We start from the raw sequence: 19,319 nt of genomic DNA on the forward strand, positions 1-19,319 counted from the left end.
GATCAGCCGCGCGCGATAACTGCAGCGTCAGCTTCGACCTTCTCGGCCGCTTTCTCGCGGATCAGTCTTTCGAGCTCATCCACCAGATTGTCATTCGTCAGTTTCTGCGACGGCTTGCCGTCGATGTAAATCAGGTTCGGCGTGCCGCCGGTCAAGCCGATATGGGCTTCCTTGGCTTCACCCGGCCCGTTGACCACGCAACCGATCACCGCAACATCCAGCGGCACCAGCAGGTCTTCGAGGCGCCCTTCCAGTTCGTTCATGGTTTTCACCACGTCGAAGTTCTGCCGCGAGCAGCTCGGGCAGGCAATAAAGTTGATGCCACGGGAACGCAAATGCAGGGATTTGAGAATGTCGTAACCGACCTTCACTTCCTCTACCGGGTCTGCCGCCAGGGAGATGCGGATAGTATCGCCAATCCCTTCGGCGAGCAGCATACCGAGACCCACCGCAGATTTCACTGTGCCTGAGCGCAAACCACCCGCTTCAGTGATACCCAGGTGCAGTGGCTGCACGATTTCCTTGGCCAGCAGGCGGTAGGCCTCTACCGCCATGAACACGTCGGAAGCCTTTACGCTGACCTTGAAGTCCTGGAAATTCAGGCGCTCAAGGTGCTCAACGTGGCGCAGCGCCGATTCAACCAGCGCGGCGGGAGTCGGCTCGCCGTATTTCTTTTGCAGGTCTTTTTCCAGGGAGCCGGCGTTCACGCCGATGCGGATCGGAATCCCGCGATCACGGGCAGCGTCCACCACCGCGCGCACACGGTCTTCGCGACCGATGTTGCCCGGGTTGATACGCAGGCAATCAACACCCAACTCCGCAACGCGCAAAGCGATCCGGTAGTCGAAGTGAATGTCGGCAACCAGCGGCACCTTGACCAGTTGCTTGATGCGGCCGAAGGCTTCGGCGGCATCCATGTCCGGTACGGAAATCCGCACGATGTCGACGCCAGCGGCTTCCAGACGATTGATCTGGGCGACGGTGGCAGCAACATCATTGGTGTCGCTGTTGGTCATGCTCTGTACCGCGATGGGGGCGTCGCCGCCCACCGGCACCGAGCCGACCCAGATCTTGCGCGATAGGCGACGTTTGATTGGAGATTCGCCGTGCATGACTATTGTCCCAACTTCAGGCGAGCAGTTTCGCCACTGGTGAACGGCGCTACGTCGACAGGCTGGCCGTTGTAGGCCACTTGTGCTCCACGGGCAAAGCCCAGACGCAGCGTCAAAGGAGGCTTGCCGCCCTGGTCGAGCGTATCTCCCTTACGCTTCATACCGCTAAACAGCACTTTGCCATTGCCATCGGTGAGTTGCGTCCAGCAGTCAGCGACGAAGGTAATCTGTACGCGCCCGTCACCGGCGATCAACACAGGCGTGGTCGGCGGCGAAATCGCGGGCGCCGCCGGGGCGGTAGGCGCTGGCGTTTGCACAGGAGCGGCCGGCGCCACAGGTGCAGCCGGGGTGTGCGCCGCTGCAGCCGGTACGGCCGGGGTGTGCGCCGGAACGGCTGGAGCCGGCACCGCAGCGATGGCCGCCGGGGCCGATTCCGCTGCGGGCTGCTCGGCAGTCACTGGTGCTTCAGGCACAGCCTGGCCTTCGGCGACAGCCTGGTCTTCCGGTTCGTCCAATGGGTGAATCTGCGTGGTGCCGTCGGCGCTTTCGACTTCGACGTGCTCCAGGGCGTTGCTGGTCAAGTCCTTGGTGCGCTGGGAGGCTTGGTCCTGCCACCAGACGAAGCCGCCACCAATCACGGCGATCAGCAACAACAGGCTGACGATACGCAGGATCGTATGGGACACCCGCACCGGCTCTTCGATGCGCCCCAGGCCATGGACGTTACTGCCCTGGGAGTCGGTGCCGGTGAACTGGTCGAATTGCTGGACCAATAGGGTCTGGTCGATATCCAGTAATTTGGCGTAGGCACGGATATAGCCGCGGGCGAAGGTATGCCCAGGCAGCTTGTCGAACGCGCCGGCTTCCAGGTTGCCCAGGGACGTGGTGGTCAAATTGAGCTTGAGGGCCACTTCCGCCAGAGACCAACCATTGCTTTCGCGGGCCTGACGCAAGGTGTCGCCTGGGTTTACGCGATTAGCTGCTACAACTTCCGGGTGCGCGGCTTTCATCATTGCTCCGACAGGTATTGCTGATATTCCGGCGTACCGGGATAGAGTCGTTCGAGTTGCTGGCCATAACGTGCGGCCGTGTCGCGTTCTTCATGAACCGTCGCCAGGCGCACTCCGAGCAATAGACTACGTGCATTTTGCCCGCTGAGCAGGCTAAAACGCTCGTAATAGTCACGTGCCGGCACATAATGCCTGTCTTCGTAAGACAACTCAGCCATTTCGAGCAAGGCACGAGGCTGGCGACTGTTCAGGTGCAGGGCTTTTTCCAGGTGCTGGCGCGCGATATCACGCTGGCCGAGACGCTTGGAGGCCACCCCAAGGTTCTCGAACACCCGCGACCGCTCTGGGTAGAGGGTATCGGCGCAGGCTTGCTGGAAATAACGGGAAGCCTGGTCATAGCGTTTCTGTTCGAACAGGAAGCTGCCGTAGTTATTCAGCAGCCGTGGATCGGCAGGACGCGAAGCCAAGGCCTTGTTGAAATACTGATCGGCCAGCTCAGGCTCGGCCTGGGCCTGGAACACCAGGGCCAGTGCGCCATTGGCATCGGCATCGTCGCTGTCCAGTTCAAGAGCCTTCTTCAACGGCATCTTGGCCTGCTCGCTCATGCCTTGGCGCAGGTAACCCAAGCCCAGTTGCACATAAGCCACTCGCGCCTCTTCACGGCCCTTGCCGGTTTGCAAAGGGCTGTCATGGCCCGAAGAAACACAACCGGCCGCGAGACCGGTAACAAGCAACAGCAGCGCAAGGCGCAAGGGCATAGAGATCCTCTCTCAGGTTCGAGTCGCAGCGCTTTGCGGCATATCGTCGGCAGCGCTCAGTTCGCGCACCGCGATATAACGTTCGCTGCGACGGGTGCGATCCAGCACCTGTCCTACCAATTGGCCACAAGCGGCGTCGATGTCTTCACCACGGGTGGTGCGCACGGTGACGTTGTAGCCGGCCTGGTGCAGTTGATCCTGGAAACGGCGGATGGCGTTGTTGCTCGGCCGCTCGTAGCCAGAATGTGGAAACGGGTTGAAAGGAATCAGGTTGATCTTGCACGGGGTGTTCTTGAGCAGTTCGATCATCTCGACCGCGTGTTCGACCTTGTCGTTGATGTCCTTGAGCATGGTGTACTCAATGGTCAACACGCGCTTCTCGCCCAAGGTCGCCATGTAACGCTGGCAAGACTCGAGCAGCATCTTAAGCGGATACTTCTTGTTGATCGGCACCAATTGGTTACGCAATGCGTCATTGGGTGCGTGCAGCGACAACGCCAGGGAGACGTCGATGTGCTTGGCCAGCTCATCGATCATCGGTACCACACCGGAAGTCGACAGGGTCACACGGCGCTTGGAGATGCCGTAGCCCAGGTCGTCCATCATCAGGTGCATGGCGGCGATGACGTTATCGAAGTTCAGCAGCGGCTCACCCATGCCCATCATCACCACGTTGGTGATGGCACGGTCGACGGTTGCCGGGACGCTGCCAAAGGATTTGTTGGCAATCCACACCTGGCCGATGACTTCGGCGGCGGTGAGGTTGCTATTGAAGCCTTGCTTGCCGGTGGAGCAGAAACTGCAGTCCAGGGCACAGCCTGCCTGGGACGAAACGCACAAAGTGCCACGTTTGCCCTGGGGAATGTAGACGGTCTCGACGCAACTGCCGGACGCCACGCGCACCACCCACTTACGGGTGCCGTCGCTGGAGATGTCCTCGCTGACAACCTCGGGACCACGGACCTCGGCAATAACCTTGAGCTTGTCGCGCAGGGCCTTGCTGACGTTCGTCATGGCGTCGAAATCGTCGACACCAAAGTGGTGAATCCACTTCATTACCTGACCGGCACGGAAACGCTTCTCCCCGATTGAGTCGAAGAATTTTTCCATTTCCTGCTGAGTCAGACCCAGCAGGTTGGTTTTTACAGTCGATGTAGTCATGGATTCACCTTCACTCTTAAGCCAATGCTTAGCGAGTGGTTACTTCAGTAGCTGCGAAGAAGTACGAGATTTCGCGAGCAGCAGCGGCTTCGGAGTCCGAACCGTGTACAGCGTTGGCGTCGATGGAATCAGCGAAATCAGCACGGATGGTGCCGGCAGCTGCTTCTTTAGGGTTGGTAGCGCCCATCAGCTCACGGTTCAGAGCGATAGCGTTTTCGCCTTCCAGAACCTGAACAACGACAGGGCCGGAGATCATGAAGGCAACCAGGTCGCCGAAGAAGCCACGAGCGCTGTGCTCAGCGTAGAAGCCTTCAGCTTCAGCCTTGGACAGTTGCTTGAGTTTCGAAGCTACAACCTTCAGGCCGGCTTTTTCGAAACGAGTGGTGATCTCGCCGATGACGTTTTTTGCAACAGCGTCAGGCTTGATGATGGAGAAAGTACGTTGAACAGCCATGGTGTAACTCCAGAAACGGTAATTTACGAAAAATTAAACCCGCGAATTATACGCGGGTTCTTGGGTATTGCCTAACTGCGTAAGGGAGGCGTCAGTCCTGTTCTTCTTTCCAGGCAGTCTGGATCGCTTCCAAGACCTTTTCGCCGCCGCGGTCGCGCTCATCGTCAAACCCTGGCAAAGCCATGACCATGTCACGCAAAGCTACAAAGTTCAGCGAGTAGGGATCCATATCCGGATTGCCATCGGCCAACAGGATAGCGATCTCTTGCACATCAACCCATTTAAGACTCATCACACTTCCTTGAATCAATGCGGCGCTTCGGCCGCATGGTTGAGCGAATATTTCGGAATTTCGACGGTGATGTCTTCAGTCCCGACCTTGGCCTGACAGCTTAGGCGAGAAGTCGGCTCCAGGCCCCAGGCACGGTCAAGAAAGTCTTCTTCCAACTCGTCAGCTTCTTCCAGAGAGTCGAAACCCTCGCGAATGATGCAGTGGCAAGTGGTGCAAGCGCAGACACCGCCGCAGGCACTTTCGATCTCGATGTGGTTGTCATGGGCAACTTCGAGGATGGACTTGCCGGTCTCAGCCTCCACGACCATACCGTCCGGGCAATGCTCGGCGTGTGGCAGAAAAATGACCTGCGGCATCAATTATTCCTCAATTTCATTCAGGTTGCGGCCCGCCAGGGCGGCTTTTACCGTCTGGTTCATGCGGCGGGCGGCGAAGGCATCGGTCACTTGCGACAGGCGCTTGGTCTGCTGCTCGATGGCATAGCCATCGGAGCCTTTCATCAATTCGGCGAGTTCCTGCATCTGCAGGTCGATGACCATGCGCTCTTCGGCATCCAGCAGGCGTTCGCCGTCGACCTCCAGGGCGCCCTGCACCGCTTCGAGCAGGCGCTGGGCATCGACTTGCTGCTCGCGCAGCACGCGGGCGACCTTGTCGTCACCGGCATACTGGAACGAATCCTTGAGCATCTTGGCGATTTCGCCGTCGGTCAGGCCGTAGGACGGCTTGACCTGGATGCTGGCTTCAACGCCCGAGCCCAATTCACGCGCGGCCACGCTGAGCAGGCCATCGGCGTCGACCTGGAAGGTCACGCGAATCTTCGCCGCACCCGCGACCATCGCCGGGATACCGCGCAGCTCAAAGCGTGCCAGGGAGCGACAGTCGCTGATCAGCTCGCGCTCGCCTTGCAGCACATGAATCATCATGGCCGTCTGGCCGTCTTTGTAGGTGGTGAAGTCCTGGGCGCGGGCGACGGGGATGGTGGTGTTGCGCGGAATCACCTTCTCCATCAGGCCGCCCATGGTTTCCAGACCCAGGGACAACGGAATTACGTCGAGCAGCAGCAGTTCGCCACCATCGCGCTTGTTGCCGGCCAGGGTATCGGCCTGGATCGCGGCACCAATGGCCACCACTTGATCCGGATCGATTTCAGTCAGCGGCTGACGGCCAAACGCTTCGGCAACAGCTTCGCGGACGCGCGGCACTCGGGTCGAACCACCGACCATCACCACGGCAGCGACATCTTCCAGCTCAACACCGGAATCACGCACGGCGCGGCGGCAAGCCTTGAGGCTGCGGGCGACCATCGGTTCGATCAACGAATCGAAGGCTTCACGGGTCAGCTGGGCCGACCAATTGCCGTAGGAAACGTCAACAGAGGCCGCATCAGTCAGGGCTTCTTTGGCGGCACAGGCAGTTTGCAGCAGATGGCGCTGCTCGCCCGGGTCCAGGTCAGCGGACAAACCGGCACTGCTGATGATCCAACCGGCGATCGCGTGGTCGAAGTCATCGCCGCCCAGGGCCGTATCACCACCGGTGGCCAACACCTCAAAGACACCGCCAGTCAGGCGCAGGATTGAAATATCAAAGGTGCCGCCGCCCAGGTCGTAAATCGCGACCAAGCCTTCGGCATGCTGATCCAAGCCGTAAGCCACGGCAGCAGCGGTCGGCTCATTGAGCAGACGCAGCACGTTCAGGCCGGCGAGCTTCGCCGCATCCTTGGTGGCTTGGCGCTGAGCGTCATCAAAGTAGGCTGGAACCGTGATTACCGCGCCGACCAGTTCACCGCCCAAGGTGGTTTCCGCGCGCTGGCGCAGCACCTTGAGGATATCGGCCGACACTTCCACCGGACTTTTCAGGCCTTGGACGGTGTCGATGAACGGCATGTGCGACTCACCGCCGACAAAGCGGTACGGTAGCTGGTCGCCCAATTGCTTGACGTCGGACAACCCACGACCCATCAAGCGCTTGACCGACAGCACGGTGTTCAATGGATCGGTAGACGCTGCCAGCTTGGCCGACTCACCAACTTCGGTGCGATCAGCGTGGTAGCGCACTGCCGACGGCAGGATCACCTGGCCATCAGCATCGGGCAGCGGCTCGGACAGGCCGCTGCGCAAGGCGGCGACCAGGGAATTGGTGGTGCCCAAGTCAATCCCGACCGCCAGACGACGCTGGTGCGGTTGAGGACTTTGGCCGGGTTCGGCGATCTGCAGTAGGGCCATGGTAATCAGGTCTTATCTGTCTTTCAGGCGTGCAACATGGGCAGCGCTGGGTTAATCGTCGAGGCGCTCTTCTAACTGGCGCACTTCGTAGGTGAGCTTGTCGAGGAACTGCATGCGCCGCATCAGGCGTTCTGCCTGCTCACGTTGCGCTGCATCATCCCAACAGGCTGCGAAGCTTTCGTAGAGCGCATCCTGAGCCACTTTCAGACGCCGCTTGAAGGCCGCGACACCCGCCAGATCGGCTTCGTCCTGCAAGTCTTCGAGCTCTTCGCGCAACTGCATCTGCTGCATCAGAAAGTCCGGATCATGCACCGTGACTTCCAGCGGCAACTCACCACCATTCATCGCGAGCAGGTAACGCGCGCGTTTGGGGGGGCTTTTGAGCGTCTGATAGGCTTCGTTGAGGCTGGCCGATTGCTCCAGCGCCAGGCGTTGCTCACGCTCGGAAGCGTCAGCGAAGCGGTCCGGATGCACGCCACGCGCCAATTCACGGTAGCGCGTGGCAAGCTGCTCGAGGTCCAGCCGAAAGCTCGGCTGCAGCTCGAATAAAGCGAAATGACAAGGATTGCCCACAAGTAGCCTCAGATGTTGAAGCTTTCGCCGCAGCCACATTCACCGCGCACGTTGGGGTTGTTGAACTTGAAGCCTTCGTTCAACCCTTCCTTGACGAAATCGAGTTCGGTGCCGTCCAGGTAGGTCAGGCTTTTCGGGTCGATGATCACTTTCTCGCCGTGACTTTCGAACACCTGATCTTCCGCCACTACCTCGTCGACGAACTCCAGCACATAGGCAAGGCCGGAACAGCCCGTGGTGCGAACACCCAGACGAATCCCCTCACCTTTACCGCGCCCATCCAGGGAGCGTCGCACGTGCCGCGCAGCCGCTTCTGTCATGCTGATAGCCATCGTTGACTCCTTACTCGTCGCCAAATGCTTAGATCAAGCCTTTCTTCTGCTTGTAGTCGCGAACGGCAGCCTTGATGGCGTCTTCGGCGAGCACGGAGCAGTGGATTTTCACTGGCGGCAGAGCCAGTTCTTCGGCCAGTTGGGTGTTGCTGATAGTCACAGCCTCATCCAGGGTCTTGCCTTTCATCCATTCGGTCGCCAGGGAGCTGGAGGCGATAGCCGAACCGCAGCCGTAAGTCTTGAACTTGGCGTCTTCGATAACGCCCGCCTCATTGACTTTGATCTGCAGGCGCATCACATCGCCGCACGCCGGAGCGCCGACCATGCCGGTGCCGACATCAGGGTCTTCCGCGTCCATCTTGCCGACGTTGCGCGGGTTTTCGTAGTGGTCTATGACCTTTTCGCTGTAAGCCATGGTACTGAATCCTCACTCATCAGGGCCGCTCTGGAGCCCTGTAAAAACGCCTGCGTTTTCCGCCACGTTCCTACAGAGCTGGGGTGGCGGCTTCTATAGTTAGTGTGCCGCCCACTCGATCTTGGAAATATCGATGCCGTCTTTGTACATGTCCCACAGCGGCGACAAGGTGCGCAGCTTGGTGACGGCCTCGCAGACTTTCTGCGCGGCGTAGTCGACTTCTTCTTCGGTGGTGAAACGGCCAAACGTAAAGCGGATCGAGCTGTGCGCCAGTTCGTCGTTGCGGCCCAGGGCGCGCAGCACGTAGGACGGCTCAAGGGAGGCCGAGGTGCAGGCCGAACCAGACGAAACCGCCAGGTCCTTGAGCGCCATGATCAGCGACTCGCCTTCGACGTAGTTGAAGCTCAAATTCAGGTTGTGCGGTACACGGGCAGTCATGCTGCCATTGATGTACAGCTCTTCAAGGTTTTCGACCTGCTTGTAGAAGCGATCGCTCAGGCCCTTGATACGCACGTTTTCGGCAGCCATTTCTTCCTTGGCGATACGGAAAGCCTCGCCCATGCCGACGATCTGGTGGGTCGCCAGGGTGCCCGAACGCATGCCGCGCTCGTGACCGCCGCCGTGCATGGTGGCTTCGATGCGCACGCGAGGCTTGCGGCTCACGTACAGGGCGCCGATGCCTTTAGGACCGTAGGTTTTGTGCGCCGAGAACGACATCAGGTCGACTTTCAGCTTCGACAGGTCGATGTCGACCTTGCCGGTGGACTGAGCAGCGTCGACGTGCAGCAACACACCTTTGGAGCGAGTCAGCTCGCCGATGGCCGCGATGTCGTTGATGGTGCCGATTTCGTTGTTCACGTGGATCACGGAAACCAGGATGGTGTCTTCACGCATCGCCGCCTCGATCATCGCCGGCGTCACGATACCGTCGGTGGTCGGCTCGAGGTAGGTGACTTCGAACCCTTCACGCTCCAATTGGCGCATGGTGTCGAGGACCGCCTTGTGCTCGATCTTGGTGGTGATCAGGTGCTTGCCTTTGGTCGCGTAGAAATGCGCGGCGCCCTTGATTGCCAGGTTGTCGGATTCGGTAGCACCGGAGGTCCAGACGATTTCGCGTGGGTCGGCACCCACCAGGTCAGCGACTTGGCGACGAGCGTTTTCAACCGCTTCTTCGGCTTTCCAGCCGAATACGTGGGAACGCGACGCCGGGTTGCCGAAGTTTCCGTCAACCAGCAGGCATTCGCTCATCTTTTGCGCGACACGCGGATCAACCGGGGTGGTCGCTGAGTAATCAAGGTAAATCGGCAATTTCATGGACTTTCTCCTAAATCAGGCTGGCTGGCGTGCCGTTAGCTCTTCGGCTGTCACTCGACGGCAGACGCTTCAATCTTGTCCAGACGCGGCGCCTTGGTGTTGCAACGGCGCTGGTCCTGACGCTGGGCTACTTCTTGCACCTCACGGCGAGTCACAAGATCAGCCAAGCTGATACCACTCAAAAACTCATGGATCTGCAGGCTCAAGTCACACCACAAGTGGTGGGTCAGGCAGGTGTCGCCGGCGTGGCAATCACCCAAACCCTGGCATTTGGTGGCATCGACGGATTCGTTGACCGCGTCGATCACCTGGGCCACCTGGATACCCTGCATATCGCGCGACAGTTGATAGCCGCCACCCGGCCCACGCACACTAGAGACCAGATTGCTGCGGCGCAATTTGGCGAACAACTGTTCGAGGTAGGACAGGGAAATGCCTTGGCGCTCGGAGATATCGGCCAGGGACACCGGCCCAGTTTGCGCGTGCAAAGCCAAGTCAAGCATGGCGGTCACCGCGTATCGGCCTTTTGTAGTCAGTCTCATGGACAAGTACCAAGGTGTTTCAGAATGGGAGCAAGTATGCGATTCCCGAGTATTTAAGTCAACTATAAGACCTAGTACTTTAGTCAGGATTAGCCGCAAAAAGGGCGCGCAAATAATATCAGGATGGGGTGGGGACGAACAGCAGGAACAGGGCCGAGCAGGAATTCAGAGACCAATGGAGATCAACATGTGGGAGGGTGCTTGCTCCCGATAGCGACGGATCAGTCAATGTATTGGGTGACTGAGCACCGCTATTGGGGGCAAGCCCCCTCCCACAGGGGACTTTTGGTGATCGCGAGGCTTCAGCCAGCCTTGGTGGCGGCTTCGTCTTTGATCTCGGCGAAGTCCTCTTCGCGCAGCTCAGGCAGGTCTTTCGCACAATAGCTGCTGCCCAATTCCTTCAGCGCGCCGCACATGCCGTCCAGCTTGCCGTCTACCGCTTGCAGGTGGTCAAGCAACTGACCGATGGCACGGGCCACCGGGTCGGGCATGTCTTCGCTGACGCCGTAGGCATCGAAGCCGATCTTCTCGGCCATGGCTTTACGCTTGGCTTCCTGCTCATCACCGACTTCCGGCTTGACGATGATCCGCCCTGGAATCCCAACCACGGTTGCCCCCGGCGGCACGGCCTTGGTCACCACTGCATTGGAGCCGACCTTGGCCCCAGCCCCCACAGTGAACGGACCCAGCACCTTGGCGCCCGCCCCTACCACCACGCCGTTTTCCAGGGTCGGGTGGCGCTTGCCTTTATTCCAACTGGTGCCGCCCAGGGTCACGCCCTGGTACAGGGTCACGTCATCGCCAATTTCAGCAGTCTCGCCAATGACGATGCCCATGCCGTGGTCGATGAAGAAGCGGCGGCCGACCTTGGCACCAGGGTGAATCTCGATGCCGGTCAACCAGCGCCCAAAGTTGGACACCACCCGCGCCAGCCATTTCCAGCCCATGCCCCACAAGGCGCCGGACAGGCGATGAATCCAGATCGCATGCATGCCCGGGTAGCAGGTCAGCACTTCAAAGGCATTGCGCGCCGCCGGGTCACGGTGGAAAACACTCTGGATATCTTCTCGCAAACGCTCGAACATTTTTAATCCTTCCGCTTAAGAAGCTCGCCACGGGCCGCTTTCTGGGTTTCCGTGAGGATGCCACGCAATATATTCATTTCCGCTCGGCTGACCGAGCTGCGTCCGTACAGGCGACGCAGGCGCGCCATCAAGTGCCGGGGCTTTTCCGGATCGAGGAATTCGATGGCCACCAGGGTTTGCTCCAGGTGCTCATAGAACCGTTCCAGCTCGTCCATGGTGGCCAACTCGCCACTTTTGGTCGATGCCACTTCATCCTTCTCAACCTTGCTCGGCTGCCCTTCAGCGGCCAGCCAGGCCATGCGCACTTCGTAACTCAACACCTGCACCGCCGCCCCGAGGTTCAGTGAGCTGAACTCAGGGTCTGATGGAATATGCACGTGATAATGACATCGCTGCAGCTCTTCATTGGTCAGGCCGGAGTCTTCACGACCGAACACCAGGGCGATTTCAGCGCCGCCGGCGGCTTCCTCCACCACTTTGGTCCCACATTCACGCGGATCGAGCAATGGCCAAGGGATTCGACGGTCGCGGGCGCTGGTGCCGAGCACCAGGTTGCAGCCGACCAATGCATCTTCCAAGGTGGCGACGACCTGGGCTTTTTCAAGGATGTCATTGGCGCCGGAGGCCCGGGCATCGGCCTCGTGGTGCGGGAACACGCGCGGCTCGACCAGCACCAGGCGCGTCAGCCCCATGTTTTTCATGGCTCGCGCCACCCCGCCGATATTGCCGGGATGACTGGTATTGACCAAGACGACACGAATGTTTTGCAGCAAGGGAGGCGCTCTCGGACACGGGAAAGGGGAGCAAATCTTACAGAACAGCCTAAGGTTATGCCATGAAAGCTCACGTCGTCCTTCACCTGAAGAAAGTTTCTGCTAGAATGCTCGGCTTTCTTTAACAACCTTAGGTGACACATCCATGCAGCCCATGCTGAATATCGCGCTGCGCGCCGCCCGCAGCGCCAGTGAATTGATCTTCCGCTCCATCGAGCGCCTGGATACCATCAAGGTCGACGAAAAAGACGCCAAGGATTATGTATCCGAGGTGGATCGCGCCGCCGAACAGAAAATCATCGACGCCCTGCGCAAGGCCTACCCTACCCACGGCATTCTCGGCGAAGAAACCGGCATGCATAAAGGCAGCGGCGAAGGCGAAGACTACCTGTGGATCATCGACCCACTGGATGGCACCACCAACTTCCTGCGCGGCATCCCGCACTTTGCCGTGAGCATCGCGTGCAAATACCGTGGCCGCCTGGAACACGCCGTTGTGCTGGACCCGGTTCGCCAGGAAGAATTCACCGCCAGCCGTGGCCGTGGCGCCCAGTTGAACGGTCGTCGCCTGCGCGTCAGCGGCCGTACCAGCCTGGACGGCGCCCTGCTGGGCACCGGCTTCCCATTCCGTGACGACCAGATGGACAACCTGGACAACTACCTGGGCATGTTCCGCGCCCTGGTTGGCCAGACCGCCGGCATCCGCCGCGCCGGTGCAGCCAGCCTGGACCTGGCCTATGTGGCCGCCGGTCGTTTTGATGCGTTCTGGGAGTCGGGCCTGTCCGAGTGGGACATGGCAGCGGGCGCCCTGCTGATCCAAGAGGCCGGCGGCCTGGTGAGCGACTTCACCGGTGGTCACGACTTCCTGGAAAAGGGCCACGTGGTTGCCGGTAACACCAAATGCTTCAAGGCAGTATTGACGGCGATCCAGCCGCACCTGCCGGCTTCGCTGAAGCGCTAAGCGAGCGAGCACAAAAAAGCACCCCTCGGGGTGCTTTTTTTATGCCTGGGATTTGGTGTGAGCTTAAATACCAGCAACACCACAAGCCAACTGTGGGAGGGGGCAAGCCCCCCTCCCACATTGTGAACTGTGCCAGGCCCGGGGTTATTGCTGGTTCTGACCGAGAATCAGGCGACCCTCTTTATCGACCGGGATCTGACCGCCTGGATCACGATCCATACGCACCGTACCTTCCTTGCCACCCAAGGTGTAACGCACGTCATAGCCGACAACCTTGTCGCTGATGTCGTTGACGGTGTTACAGCGGGTTTGCGTGGTGGTGTAGGTATCACGGTTCTGCATGCCTTCCTGAACCTTGTTACCGGCGTAGCCGCCACCGACCGCACCGGCTACGGTGGCCAGCTTCTTACCGTTACCGCCACCGACCTGGTTACCCAACAGGCCACCGGCCAGCGCACCGACCACCGTACCGACGATCTGGTGTTGATCCTGCACCGGCTTCTGCCGGGTCACTGCGACGTCCTTGCAGACCTCGCGAGGCGTTTTAATCTGGGTGTTCACCGGCTGCACCGCCAGCACTTGCGCATACTCAGGGCCGCTTTTTACCAGGCTGTAGGTGGCAACAGCACCCCCGGCAGTCACACCGACAGCACCCAATACCGCACCAACCAGCAACGACTTGTTCACGTTGAACCTCCTGAGCATCACAAACGGACCGAAAGATCCGCGCTATACCCAGCCTTGGAGCAAAAAAAAAGGCGCGAGTTCAATACTCGCGCCTTCTTTGTAACAACAAATCAACGCTCACCCATCAAGGGCGGTCGTCGACCTCCTTGCCAGTCGCGGCCGGAGGGATCAGGTCTTCGCTGTTGAGGTTCAGCCAGATCAGTACCACGTTGGCGATGTAGATCGACGAGTAGGTGCCCGCCAGAACGCCGATAAACAGCGCCAGGGAGAAGCCCCACAGGTTGTCACCACCGAAGATCATCAGTGCCGCGATCGCCAGCAAGGTGGAGATCGACGTCGCCATGGTCCGCAACAGGGTCTGAGTGGTGGAGATGTTGATGTTCTCGATCAGCGTCGCCTTGCGCAGTACGCGGAAGTTCTCTCGAACCCGGTCGAATACCACGATGGTGTCGTTGAGGGAGTAACCAATGATCGCCAGCACGGCAGCCAGTACGGTCAGGTCGAAGGTGATCTGGAAGTACGCCAGGATACCCACGGTTACCACCACGTCATGGATCAGCGACACAATGGCGCCAACCCCGAATTTCCACTGAAAGCGGAAAGCCAGGTAGATCATGATGCCGCCGAGCGCCATCAGCATGCCGAGACCACCCTGGTCGCGCAGCTCTTCACCCACTTGCGGGCCGACGAACTCGACGCGCTTGACCGATGCCGGGTTATCACCGCCGACCTTCTGCAAGGCCTCGGCGACCTGATGACCCAGTTGCGGGTCTTCGCCCGGCATGCGCACCAGCAGGTCGGTGGTCGCACCGAAGCTCTGCACGATGGCTTCGTGATAGCCGGCCTTGACCAGCTCGCTGCGCACTAGGCTAACGTCGGCCGGCTTCTCGTAGGTCAGCTCGATGAGCGTACCGCCGGTGAAGTCCAGACCGTAGTTCAGGCCCTTATGGAACCAGCTGAACAACGCCAGAACGGTAAGGAGCACAGTGACGCCGAACGCAATATTGCGAACGCCCATGAAGTTGATTGTACGTAACATGGCAGCCCCTTAAATCCACAACTTCTTGAAGTCACGCCCGCCAAAGATCAGGTTGACCATTGCGCGGGTCACCATGATGGCCGTGAACATCGAGGTAAAGATCCCGAGGGACATGGTCACCGCAAAACCTTTGACCGGGCCGGTGCCCATGGCAAAGAGAATCCCGCCGACCAGCAATGTGGTCAGGTTGGAGTCGAGAATCGCGGTAAATGCCCGGCCGAAGCCTTCGTTGATTGCGCGCTGCACGGTCATGCCGGCGGCGATCTCTTCACGAATCCGCGAGAAGATCAGCACGTTGGCGTCCACCGCCATACCCATGGTCAGCACGATACCGGCGATGCCTGGCAGGGTCAGCGTAGCCCCCAGCAACGACATCAAGGCCAGCAACATCACCATGTTGCCCGCCAGGGCCACGGTGGCGATGATGCCGAAGAAGCGGTAGATGGCGATGATGAACAGCGACACGAACAGCATGCCCCACAAGGCCGCATCGACACCCTTGGTGATGTTGTCGGCACCCAGGCTCGGGCCGATGGTGCGTTCTTCAGCGAAGTACATCGGCGCAGCCAGGCCACCGGCACGCAGCAGCAGGGCCAGCTCGGACGATTCGCCCTGGCCGTTCAGGCCGGTGATGCGGAATTGAGCACCCAGCGGCGACTGGATGGTCGCCAGGCTGATGATCTTCTTCTCTTCCTTGAAGGTCTGCACCGGCACGTCTTTCTCGACGCCGTTGACCATTTGCTTGGTGTAGGTGGTCACCGGGCGCTGCTCGATGAAGATCACCGCCATGCTGCGACCGACGTTGCTGCGCGTGGCGCGGCTCATCAGCTCGCCGCCGTGACCATCCAGGCGGATGTTCACTTCAGGCGTACCGTGCTCGCCGAAACCGGCCTTGGCGTCAGTCACCTGGTCGCCGGTGATGATCAAACCACGCTCGATCTGCGCCGCAGGGCGGTTGCCTTCACGGAACTCGAAGGTCTCGGAAGTGGCTTTGGAAGCACCCGGCTCAGCGGCCAGACGGAATTCCAGGTTGGCCGTCTTACCGAGGATACGCTTGGCTTCAGCAGTGTCCTGCACGCCCGGCAGCTCAACCACGATGCGGTTGGCGCCCTGACGCTGAACGATCGGCTCGGCCACACCCAGCTCATTGACGCGGTTACGTACCGTGGTCAAGTTCTGCTTGATGGAGTATTCGCGGATTTCCGCCAGCTTGGCCGGGGTCATCGCCAGACGCAGTACAGGCTGACCGTTGAGGTCGGCCGGTACGATGTCGAAATCGTTGAAGTTCTTGCGGATCAGCCCACGGGCCTGTTCGCGCGCGGCCTCGTCAGAGAAGCCCAACTGGATGGCACCGTTGAGCTGCGGCAGGCTGCGATAACGCAACTTCTCTTTACGCAGCAGGCTCTTCACGTCGCCTTCGTAGACTTTCAGGCGTGCGTCGAGGGCTTTGTCCATGTCGACTTCCAGCAGGAAGTGAACACCACCGGACAAGTCCAGACCCAGCTTCATCGGGTGCGCGCCAATGCTGCGCAGCCATTTTGGCGTGGTCTGTGCCAGGTTGAGCGCGACAACATAGTCGTCACCCATGGCCTTGCGCACGACGTCTTTGGCCGGCAACTGGTCTTCTTGCTTGGTCAGGCGCAACAAGCCGCCCTTCGCGTCAGCTGCCAGGGTTGCCGCTTTAACCTGGATACCCGCATCGGTGAGCGCTTTGCTCGCGCGTTCCAGGTCAGCCTGATTGACCTTCAGCGAAGTGCTGGCGCCAGAGATCTGGATCGCAGGGTCATCAGGATAGAGATTGGGAGCGGAATAAATAAAACCGATCGCCAGCACCGCCAGGATCAGTAGGTATTTCCACAGAGGGTATTTGTTCAGCATCACGCCGCCCGCTTATAACGCGGGGCGCCTTGCGCGCCCCGTCGATTGGTAAAGGTTGTTACTCAGATCGCTTTGAGCGTGCCTTTAGGCAGCGTGGCGGCGATGGCGCCCTTCTGGAACTTCATTTCTACGGTGTCGGAGACTTCCAGAACCACGAAAGCATCGGAAACCTTGGTGATCTTGCCCGCGATACCGCCGGTCGTCACAACTTCGTCACCTTTCTGCAGGCTGCCGAGCAGGTTTTTCTGCTCTTTGGCGCGCTTGGCCTGTGGACGCCAGATCATCAGGTAGAAGATGACCAGGAAGCCGACCAGGAAAATCCACTCGAAACCACCGCCCATAGGGCCGGCAGCAGCAGGCGCAGCGGCATCAGCCATGGCGTTAGAGATAAAAAAGCTCATTTAGCACTCCAGTTGCAAATAGTGAATCTTAGGGTCGGAAAACTCAGTCCAAGGGCGGCACAGGGAGCCCGCGCTTGGCATAGAAGGCATCGACGAAGGCGGCCAATGTACCCTGTTGAATAGCCTCGCGCAAACCAGCCATCAGGACTTGGTAGTGACGCAAATTGTGGATGGTATTCAACATGCTACCCAGCATTTCCCCGCACTTGTCCAGATGGTGCAGATAAGCACGGGAGAAGTTCTGGCAGGTGTAGCAGTCACAGGTGGGATCGAGCGGCGAATCATCATGGCGATGGAACGCGTTACGGATCTTCAGCACGCCTGTATCGATGAACAGATGCCCATTGCGGGCATTACGGGTTGGCATCACGCAATCGAACATGTCCACACCGCGGCGCACACCCTCTACGAGATCTTCCGGTTTGCCAACGCCCATAAGGTAACGAGGTTTGTCAGCCGGCATCAGACCCGGCAGGTAATCCAGCACCTTGATCATCTCGTGCTTGGGCTCACCTACCGACAAACCACCGATGGCCAGGCCGTCGAAGCCGATCTTGTCCAAGCCTTCCAGCGAGCGTTTACGCAGGCTTTCATGCATGCCGCCCTGGACGATACCGAACAGCGCTGCGGTGTTGTCGCCGTGGGCGTTCTTCGAGCGCTGGGCCCAACGCAGCGACAACTCCATGGAAACCCGCGCAACGTCTTCATCGGCCGGGTACGGCGTGCATTCGTCGAAAATCATCACGATGTCGGAGCCCAGGTCGCGCTGGACCTGCATCGACTCTTCCGGGCCCATGAACACTTTGGAACCGTCGACCGGCGAGGCGAAGGTCACGCCCTCCTCCTTGATCTTGCGCATGGCGCCCAGGCTGAACACCTGGAAACCACCCGAGTCAGTGAGGATCGGGCCTTGCCACTTCATGAAGTCATGCAGGTCGCCGTGCTTCTTGATCACTTCCGTGCCCGGGCGCAGCCACAGGTGGAAGGTGTTGCCGAGGATGATTTCGGCGCCAGTGGCGACGATGTCGCGCGGCAGCATGCCTTTGACGGTGCCGTAGGTACCGACCGGCATGAACGCCGGGGTCTCCACCGTACCGCGCGGAAAGGTCAGACGACCGCGACGGGCCTTGCCGTCAGTGGCCAGCAATTCAAACGACATACGACTCATAGTTGTTCCTCTGGGCCGCGTGGCGCCGGATTACGGGTGATAAACATCGCATCACCGTAGCTGAAAAAACGGTATCCATTGTCGATGGCGGCTTGATAAGCGGCCATGGTCTCCGGATAACCGGCAAATGCCGACACCAGCATCAACAGCGTGGATTCCGGCAAATGGAAGTTGGTCACCAAGGCATCGACCACATGAAACGGCCGGCCAGGGTAAATAAAGATATCGGTGTCGCCACTGAACGGCTTGAGCACGCCATCACGCGCCGCGCTCTCCAGGGACCGCACGCTGGTGGTGCCCACGGCAATAACCCGCCCGCCGCGCGCCTTGCACGCGTTGACCGCGTCCACCACGTCCTGGCTGACTTCCAGCCATTCGCTGTGCATATGGTGGTCTTCGATGTTATCCACACGCACCGGCTGAAACGTGCCGGCCCCCACGTGCAGGGTCACATACGCGCTCTCGACGCCCTTGGCGGCGATCGCATCCAGCAGCGGCTGGTCGAAATGCAGCCCGGCCGTCGGTGCGGCCACGGCGCCGGGGCGCTGGGAGTAGACCGTCTGATAGCGCTCGCGGTCCGAGTCTTCGTCGGGGCGGTCTATATAAGGAGGCAACGGCATATGGCCGACGCGCTCCAGCAGCGGCAACACTTCCTCGGCAAACTTGAGCTCGAACAACGCATCATGGCGCGCCACCATCTCGGCTTCGCCACCGCCATCGATCAGCAGGGTCGAACCCGGTTTCGGCGACTTGCTGGAACGCACATGGGCCAGCACGCGATGGCTGTCCAGCACCCGTTCCACCAGAATTTCCAGCTTGCCGCCGGAGGCTTTCTGGCCAAACAGCCGCGCCGGAATCACCCGGGTATTGTTGAACACCATCAAATCGCCGGGGCGCAAATGCTCAAGCAAATCAGTGAATTGACGGTGTGCGAGGGCACCGCTCACCCCGTCCAGGGTCAGCAGTCGACTGGCGCGACGCTCGGCCAAAGGGTGGCGAGCGATCAGCGAATCAGGGAGCTCAAAAGTAAAGTCAGCAACGCGCATGATGGGGTTCGTCTAGCAGGGCCGGGAAGTCTAGCGGAAATAGTCAAAATTGACCATGAAACGTGATTGACCAACGGTAATCTCATCTCTATACTT

At 59.7% G+C, this 19,319-nt stretch carries 22 protein-coding genes; 1 reads left to right on the forward strand and 21 read right to left on the reverse strand.

The features are described from left to right. Positions 1 to 2: 2 nt before the first annotated feature. From ispG to trmJ, 15 genes are all read right to left on the reverse strand, one after another. The gene (gene ispG, locus U5A08_RS24185) at positions 3 to 1,112 is read right to left on the reverse strand and encodes a flavodoxin-dependent (E)-4-hydroxy-3-methylbut-2-enyl-diphosphate synthase (protein ID WP_253398722.1); all 1,110 of its coding nucleotides are present in this window, start codon (positions 1,110 to 1,112) and stop codon (positions 3 to 5) included. Positions 1,113 to 1,114: 2 nt separating this feature from the next. Beyond that, complete coding sequence (locus tag U5A08_RS24190) at positions 1,115 to 2,122, reverse strand: RodZ domain-containing protein (RefSeq protein WP_253398724.1); 1,008 nt, start codon at positions 2,120 to 2,122, stop codon at positions 1,115 to 1,117. After that, entirely contained in the window at positions 2,122 to 2,880 is a 759-nt protein-coding gene (pilW, locus tag U5A08_RS24195) for a type IV pilus biogenesis/stability protein PilW (RefSeq protein ID WP_321848919.1), read from the reverse strand. Before pilW ends, U5A08_RS24190 begins: the two co-directional genes overlap by 1 nt. A gap of 12 nt (positions 2,881 to 2,892) precedes the next feature. After that, a complete protein-coding gene (gene rlmN, locus U5A08_RS24200) occupies positions 2,893 to 4,041 on the reverse strand; it encodes a dual-specificity RNA methyltransferase RlmN (RefSeq protein ID WP_253398728.1) in 1,149 nt (382 codons plus the stop codon). Positions 4,042 to 4,069: 28 nt separating this feature from the next. Then, positions 4,070 to 4,495 carry a nucleoside-diphosphate kinase gene (gene ndk / locus U5A08_RS24205; protein WP_017846179.1) on the reverse strand — a complete coding sequence of 142 codons (426 nt, stop codon included), beginning with the start codon at positions 4,493 to 4,495 and terminating at the stop codon, positions 4,070 to 4,072. Positions 4,496 to 4,586: 91 nt separating this feature from the next. Continuing rightward, positions 4,587 to 4,787 (reverse strand): Fe-S cluster assembly protein IscX, encoded by a 201-nt coding sequence (iscX, locus tag U5A08_RS24210; protein WP_017846180.1) that lies wholly within the window; start codon positions 4,785 to 4,787, stop codon positions 4,587 to 4,589. Positions 4,788 to 4,801: 14 nt separating this feature from the next. After that, a complete protein-coding gene (gene fdx, locus U5A08_RS24215) occupies positions 4,802 to 5,143 on the reverse strand; it encodes an ISC system 2Fe-2S type ferredoxin (protein ID WP_104904502.1) in 342 nt (113 codons plus the stop codon). A gap of 3 nt (positions 5,144 to 5,146) precedes the next feature. After that, positions 5,147 to 7,009 (reverse strand): Fe-S protein assembly chaperone HscA, encoded by a 1,863-nt coding sequence (gene hscA, locus U5A08_RS24220; protein WP_253398730.1) that lies wholly within the window; start codon positions 7,007 to 7,009, stop codon positions 5,147 to 5,149. Positions 7,010 to 7,060: 51 nt separating this feature from the next. Next, on the reverse strand, positions 7,061 to 7,582 hold the full coding sequence (hscB, locus tag U5A08_RS24225) for a co-chaperone HscB (protein ID WP_247399830.1): 522 nt from the start codon (positions 7,580 to 7,582) through the stop codon (positions 7,061 to 7,063). A gap of 8 nt (positions 7,583 to 7,590) precedes the next feature. Beyond that, entirely contained in the window at positions 7,591 to 7,914 is a 324-nt protein-coding gene (gene iscA / locus U5A08_RS24230; protein ID WP_010565230.1) for an iron-sulfur cluster assembly protein IscA, read from the reverse strand. Positions 7,915 to 7,942: 28 nt separating this feature from the next. After that, on the reverse strand, positions 7,943 to 8,329 hold the full coding sequence (gene iscU / locus U5A08_RS24235; protein WP_010565229.1) for a Fe-S cluster assembly scaffold IscU: 387 nt from the start codon (positions 8,327 to 8,329) through the stop codon (positions 7,943 to 7,945). 99 nt (positions 8,330 to 8,428) lie between these two features. Then, positions 8,429 to 9,643 (reverse strand): IscS subfamily cysteine desulfurase, encoded by a 1,215-nt coding sequence (locus tag U5A08_RS24240; protein WP_253398732.1) that lies wholly within the window; start codon positions 9,641 to 9,643, stop codon positions 8,429 to 8,431. Positions 9,644 to 9,693: 50 nt separating this feature from the next. Continuing rightward, positions 9,694 to 10,185, reverse strand: a complete 492-nt coding sequence (iscR, locus tag U5A08_RS24245) for a Fe-S cluster assembly transcriptional regulator IscR (RefSeq protein ID WP_003194020.1) — start codon at positions 10,183 to 10,185, stop codon at positions 9,694 to 9,696. A gap of 302 nt (positions 10,186 to 10,487) precedes the next feature. Next, positions 10,488 to 11,270 (reverse strand): serine O-acetyltransferase, encoded by a 783-nt coding sequence (gene cysE / locus U5A08_RS24250; RefSeq protein WP_247399826.1) that lies wholly within the window; start codon positions 11,268 to 11,270, stop codon positions 10,488 to 10,490. Between the two features lie 2 nt (positions 11,271 to 11,272). Next, complete coding sequence (gene trmJ / locus U5A08_RS24255) at positions 11,273 to 12,043, reverse strand: tRNA (cytosine(32)/uridine(32)-2'-O)-methyltransferase TrmJ (RefSeq protein ID WP_003210307.1); 771 nt, start codon at positions 12,041 to 12,043, stop codon at positions 11,273 to 11,275. 145 nt (positions 12,044 to 12,188) lie between these two features. Between trmJ and suhB the strand changes: the two genes are divergently transcribed. Then, entirely contained in the window at positions 12,189 to 13,004 is an 816-nt protein-coding gene (gene suhB / locus U5A08_RS24260) for a type III secretion system regulator SuhB (RefSeq protein WP_010565225.1), read from the forward strand. Positions 13,005 to 13,148: 144 nt separating this feature from the next. On the opposite strand, the gene U5A08_RS24265 is transcribed toward suhB, so the two are convergent. From U5A08_RS24265 to queA, 6 genes are all read right to left on the reverse strand, one after another. Then, positions 13,149 to 13,691 (reverse strand): glycine zipper 2TM domain-containing protein, encoded by a 543-nt coding sequence (locus U5A08_RS24265; RefSeq protein WP_247399224.1) that lies wholly within the window; start codon positions 13,689 to 13,691, stop codon positions 13,149 to 13,151. A gap of 124 nt (positions 13,692 to 13,815) precedes the next feature. Further along, complete coding sequence (gene secF / locus U5A08_RS24270) at positions 13,816 to 14,730, reverse strand: protein translocase subunit SecF (protein WP_253398734.1); 915 nt, start codon at positions 14,728 to 14,730, stop codon at positions 13,816 to 13,818. Positions 14,731 to 14,739: 9 nt separating this feature from the next. After that, on the reverse strand, positions 14,740 to 16,608 hold the full coding sequence (gene secD / locus U5A08_RS24275; protein WP_253398736.1) for a protein translocase subunit SecD: 1,869 nt from the start codon (positions 16,606 to 16,608) through the stop codon (positions 14,740 to 14,742). Positions 16,609 to 16,670: 62 nt separating this feature from the next. Next, a complete protein-coding gene (yajC, locus tag U5A08_RS24280; protein ID WP_003175975.1) occupies positions 16,671 to 17,009 on the reverse strand; it encodes a preprotein translocase subunit YajC in 339 nt (112 codons plus the stop codon). 43 nt (positions 17,010 to 17,052) lie between these two features. Beyond that, positions 17,053 to 18,168 carry a tRNA guanosine(34) transglycosylase Tgt gene (gene tgt / locus U5A08_RS24285; RefSeq protein WP_010565220.1) on the reverse strand — a complete coding sequence of 372 codons (1,116 nt, stop codon included), beginning with the start codon at positions 18,166 to 18,168 and terminating at the stop codon, positions 17,053 to 17,055. 5 nt (positions 18,169 to 18,173) lie between these two features. Then, a complete protein-coding gene (gene queA, locus U5A08_RS24290; protein ID WP_321848923.1) occupies positions 18,174 to 19,223 on the reverse strand; it encodes a tRNA preQ1(34) S-adenosylmethionine ribosyltransferase-isomerase QueA in 1,050 nt (349 codons plus the stop codon). Positions 19,224 to 19,319: the final 96 nt, after the last annotated feature.

It is taken from the genome of Pseudomonas paraveronii (assembly GCF_963681955.1).
In the GTDB taxonomy this organism is placed as follows: Bacteria; Pseudomonadota; Gammaproteobacteria; order Pseudomonadales; family Pseudomonadaceae; genus Aquipseudomonas; species Aquipseudomonas paraveronii.

Bases quoted from the DNA above. Each gene is read 5' to 3' on its own strand.
- ispG (WP_253398722.1), bottom strand. From the start codon at position 1,112: ATGCACGGCGAATCTCCAATCAAACGTCGCCTATCGCGCAAGATCTGG.
- U5A08_RS24190 (WP_253398724.1), bottom strand. From the start codon at position 2,122: ATGAAAGCCGCGCACCCGGAAGTTGTAGCAGCTAATCGCGTAAACCCA.
- pilW (WP_321848919.1), bottom strand. From the start codon at position 2,880: ATGCCCTTGCGCCTTGCGCTGCTGTTGCTTGTTACCGGTCTCGCGGCC.
- rlmN (WP_253398728.1), bottom strand. From the start codon at position 4,041: ATGACTACATCGACTGTAAAAACCAACCTGCTGGGTCTGACTCAGCAG.
- ndk (WP_017846179.1), bottom strand. From the start codon at position 4,495: ATGGCTGTTCAACGTACTTTCTCCATCATCAAGCCTGACGCTGTTGCA.
- iscX (WP_017846180.1), bottom strand. From the start codon at position 4,787: ATGAGTCTTAAATGGGTTGATGTGCAAGAGATCGCTATCCTGTTGGCC.
- fdx (WP_104904502.1), bottom strand. From the start codon at position 5,143: ATGCCGCAGGTCATTTTTCTGCCACACGCCGAGCATTGCCCGGACGGT.
- hscA (WP_253398730.1), bottom strand. From the start codon at position 7,009: ATGGCCCTACTGCAGATCGCCGAACCCGGCCAAAGTCCTCAACCGCAC.
- iscA (WP_010565230.1), bottom strand. From the start codon at position 7,914: ATGGCTATCAGCATGACAGAAGCGGCTGCGCGGCACGTGCGACGCTCC.
- iscU (WP_010565229.1), bottom strand. From the start codon at position 8,329: ATGGCTTACAGCGAAAAGGTCATAGACCACTACGAAAACCCGCGCAAC.
- U5A08_RS24240 (WP_253398732.1), bottom strand. From the start codon at position 9,643: ATGAAATTGCCGATTTACCTTGATTACTCAGCGACCACCCCGGTTGAT.
- iscR (WP_003194020.1), bottom strand. From the start codon at position 10,185: ATGAGACTGACTACAAAAGGCCGATACGCGGTGACCGCCATGCTTGAC.
- cysE (WP_247399826.1), bottom strand. From the start codon at position 11,270: ATGTTCGAGCGTTTGCGAGAAGATATCCAGAGTGTTTTCCACCGTGAC.
- suhB (WP_010565225.1), top strand. From the start codon at position 12,189: ATGCAGCCCATGCTGAATATCGCGCTGCGCGCCGCCCGCAGCGCCAGT.
- secF (WP_253398734.1), bottom strand. From the start codon at position 14,730: ATGTTACGTACAATCAACTTCATGGGCGTTCGCAATATTGCGTTCGGC.
- secD (WP_253398736.1), bottom strand. From the start codon at position 16,608: ATGCTGAACAAATACCCTCTGTGGAAATACCTACTGATCCTGGCGGTG.
- yajC (WP_003175975.1), bottom strand. From the start codon at position 17,009: ATGAGCTTTTTTATCTCTAACGCCATGGCTGATGCCGCTGCGCCTGCT.
- tgt (WP_010565220.1), bottom strand. From the start codon at position 18,168: ATGTCGTTTGAATTGCTGGCCACTGACGGCAAGGCCCGTCGCGGTCGT.
- queA (WP_321848923.1), bottom strand. From the start codon at position 19,223: ATGCGCGTTGCTGACTTTACTTTTGAGCTCCCTGATTCGCTGATCGCT.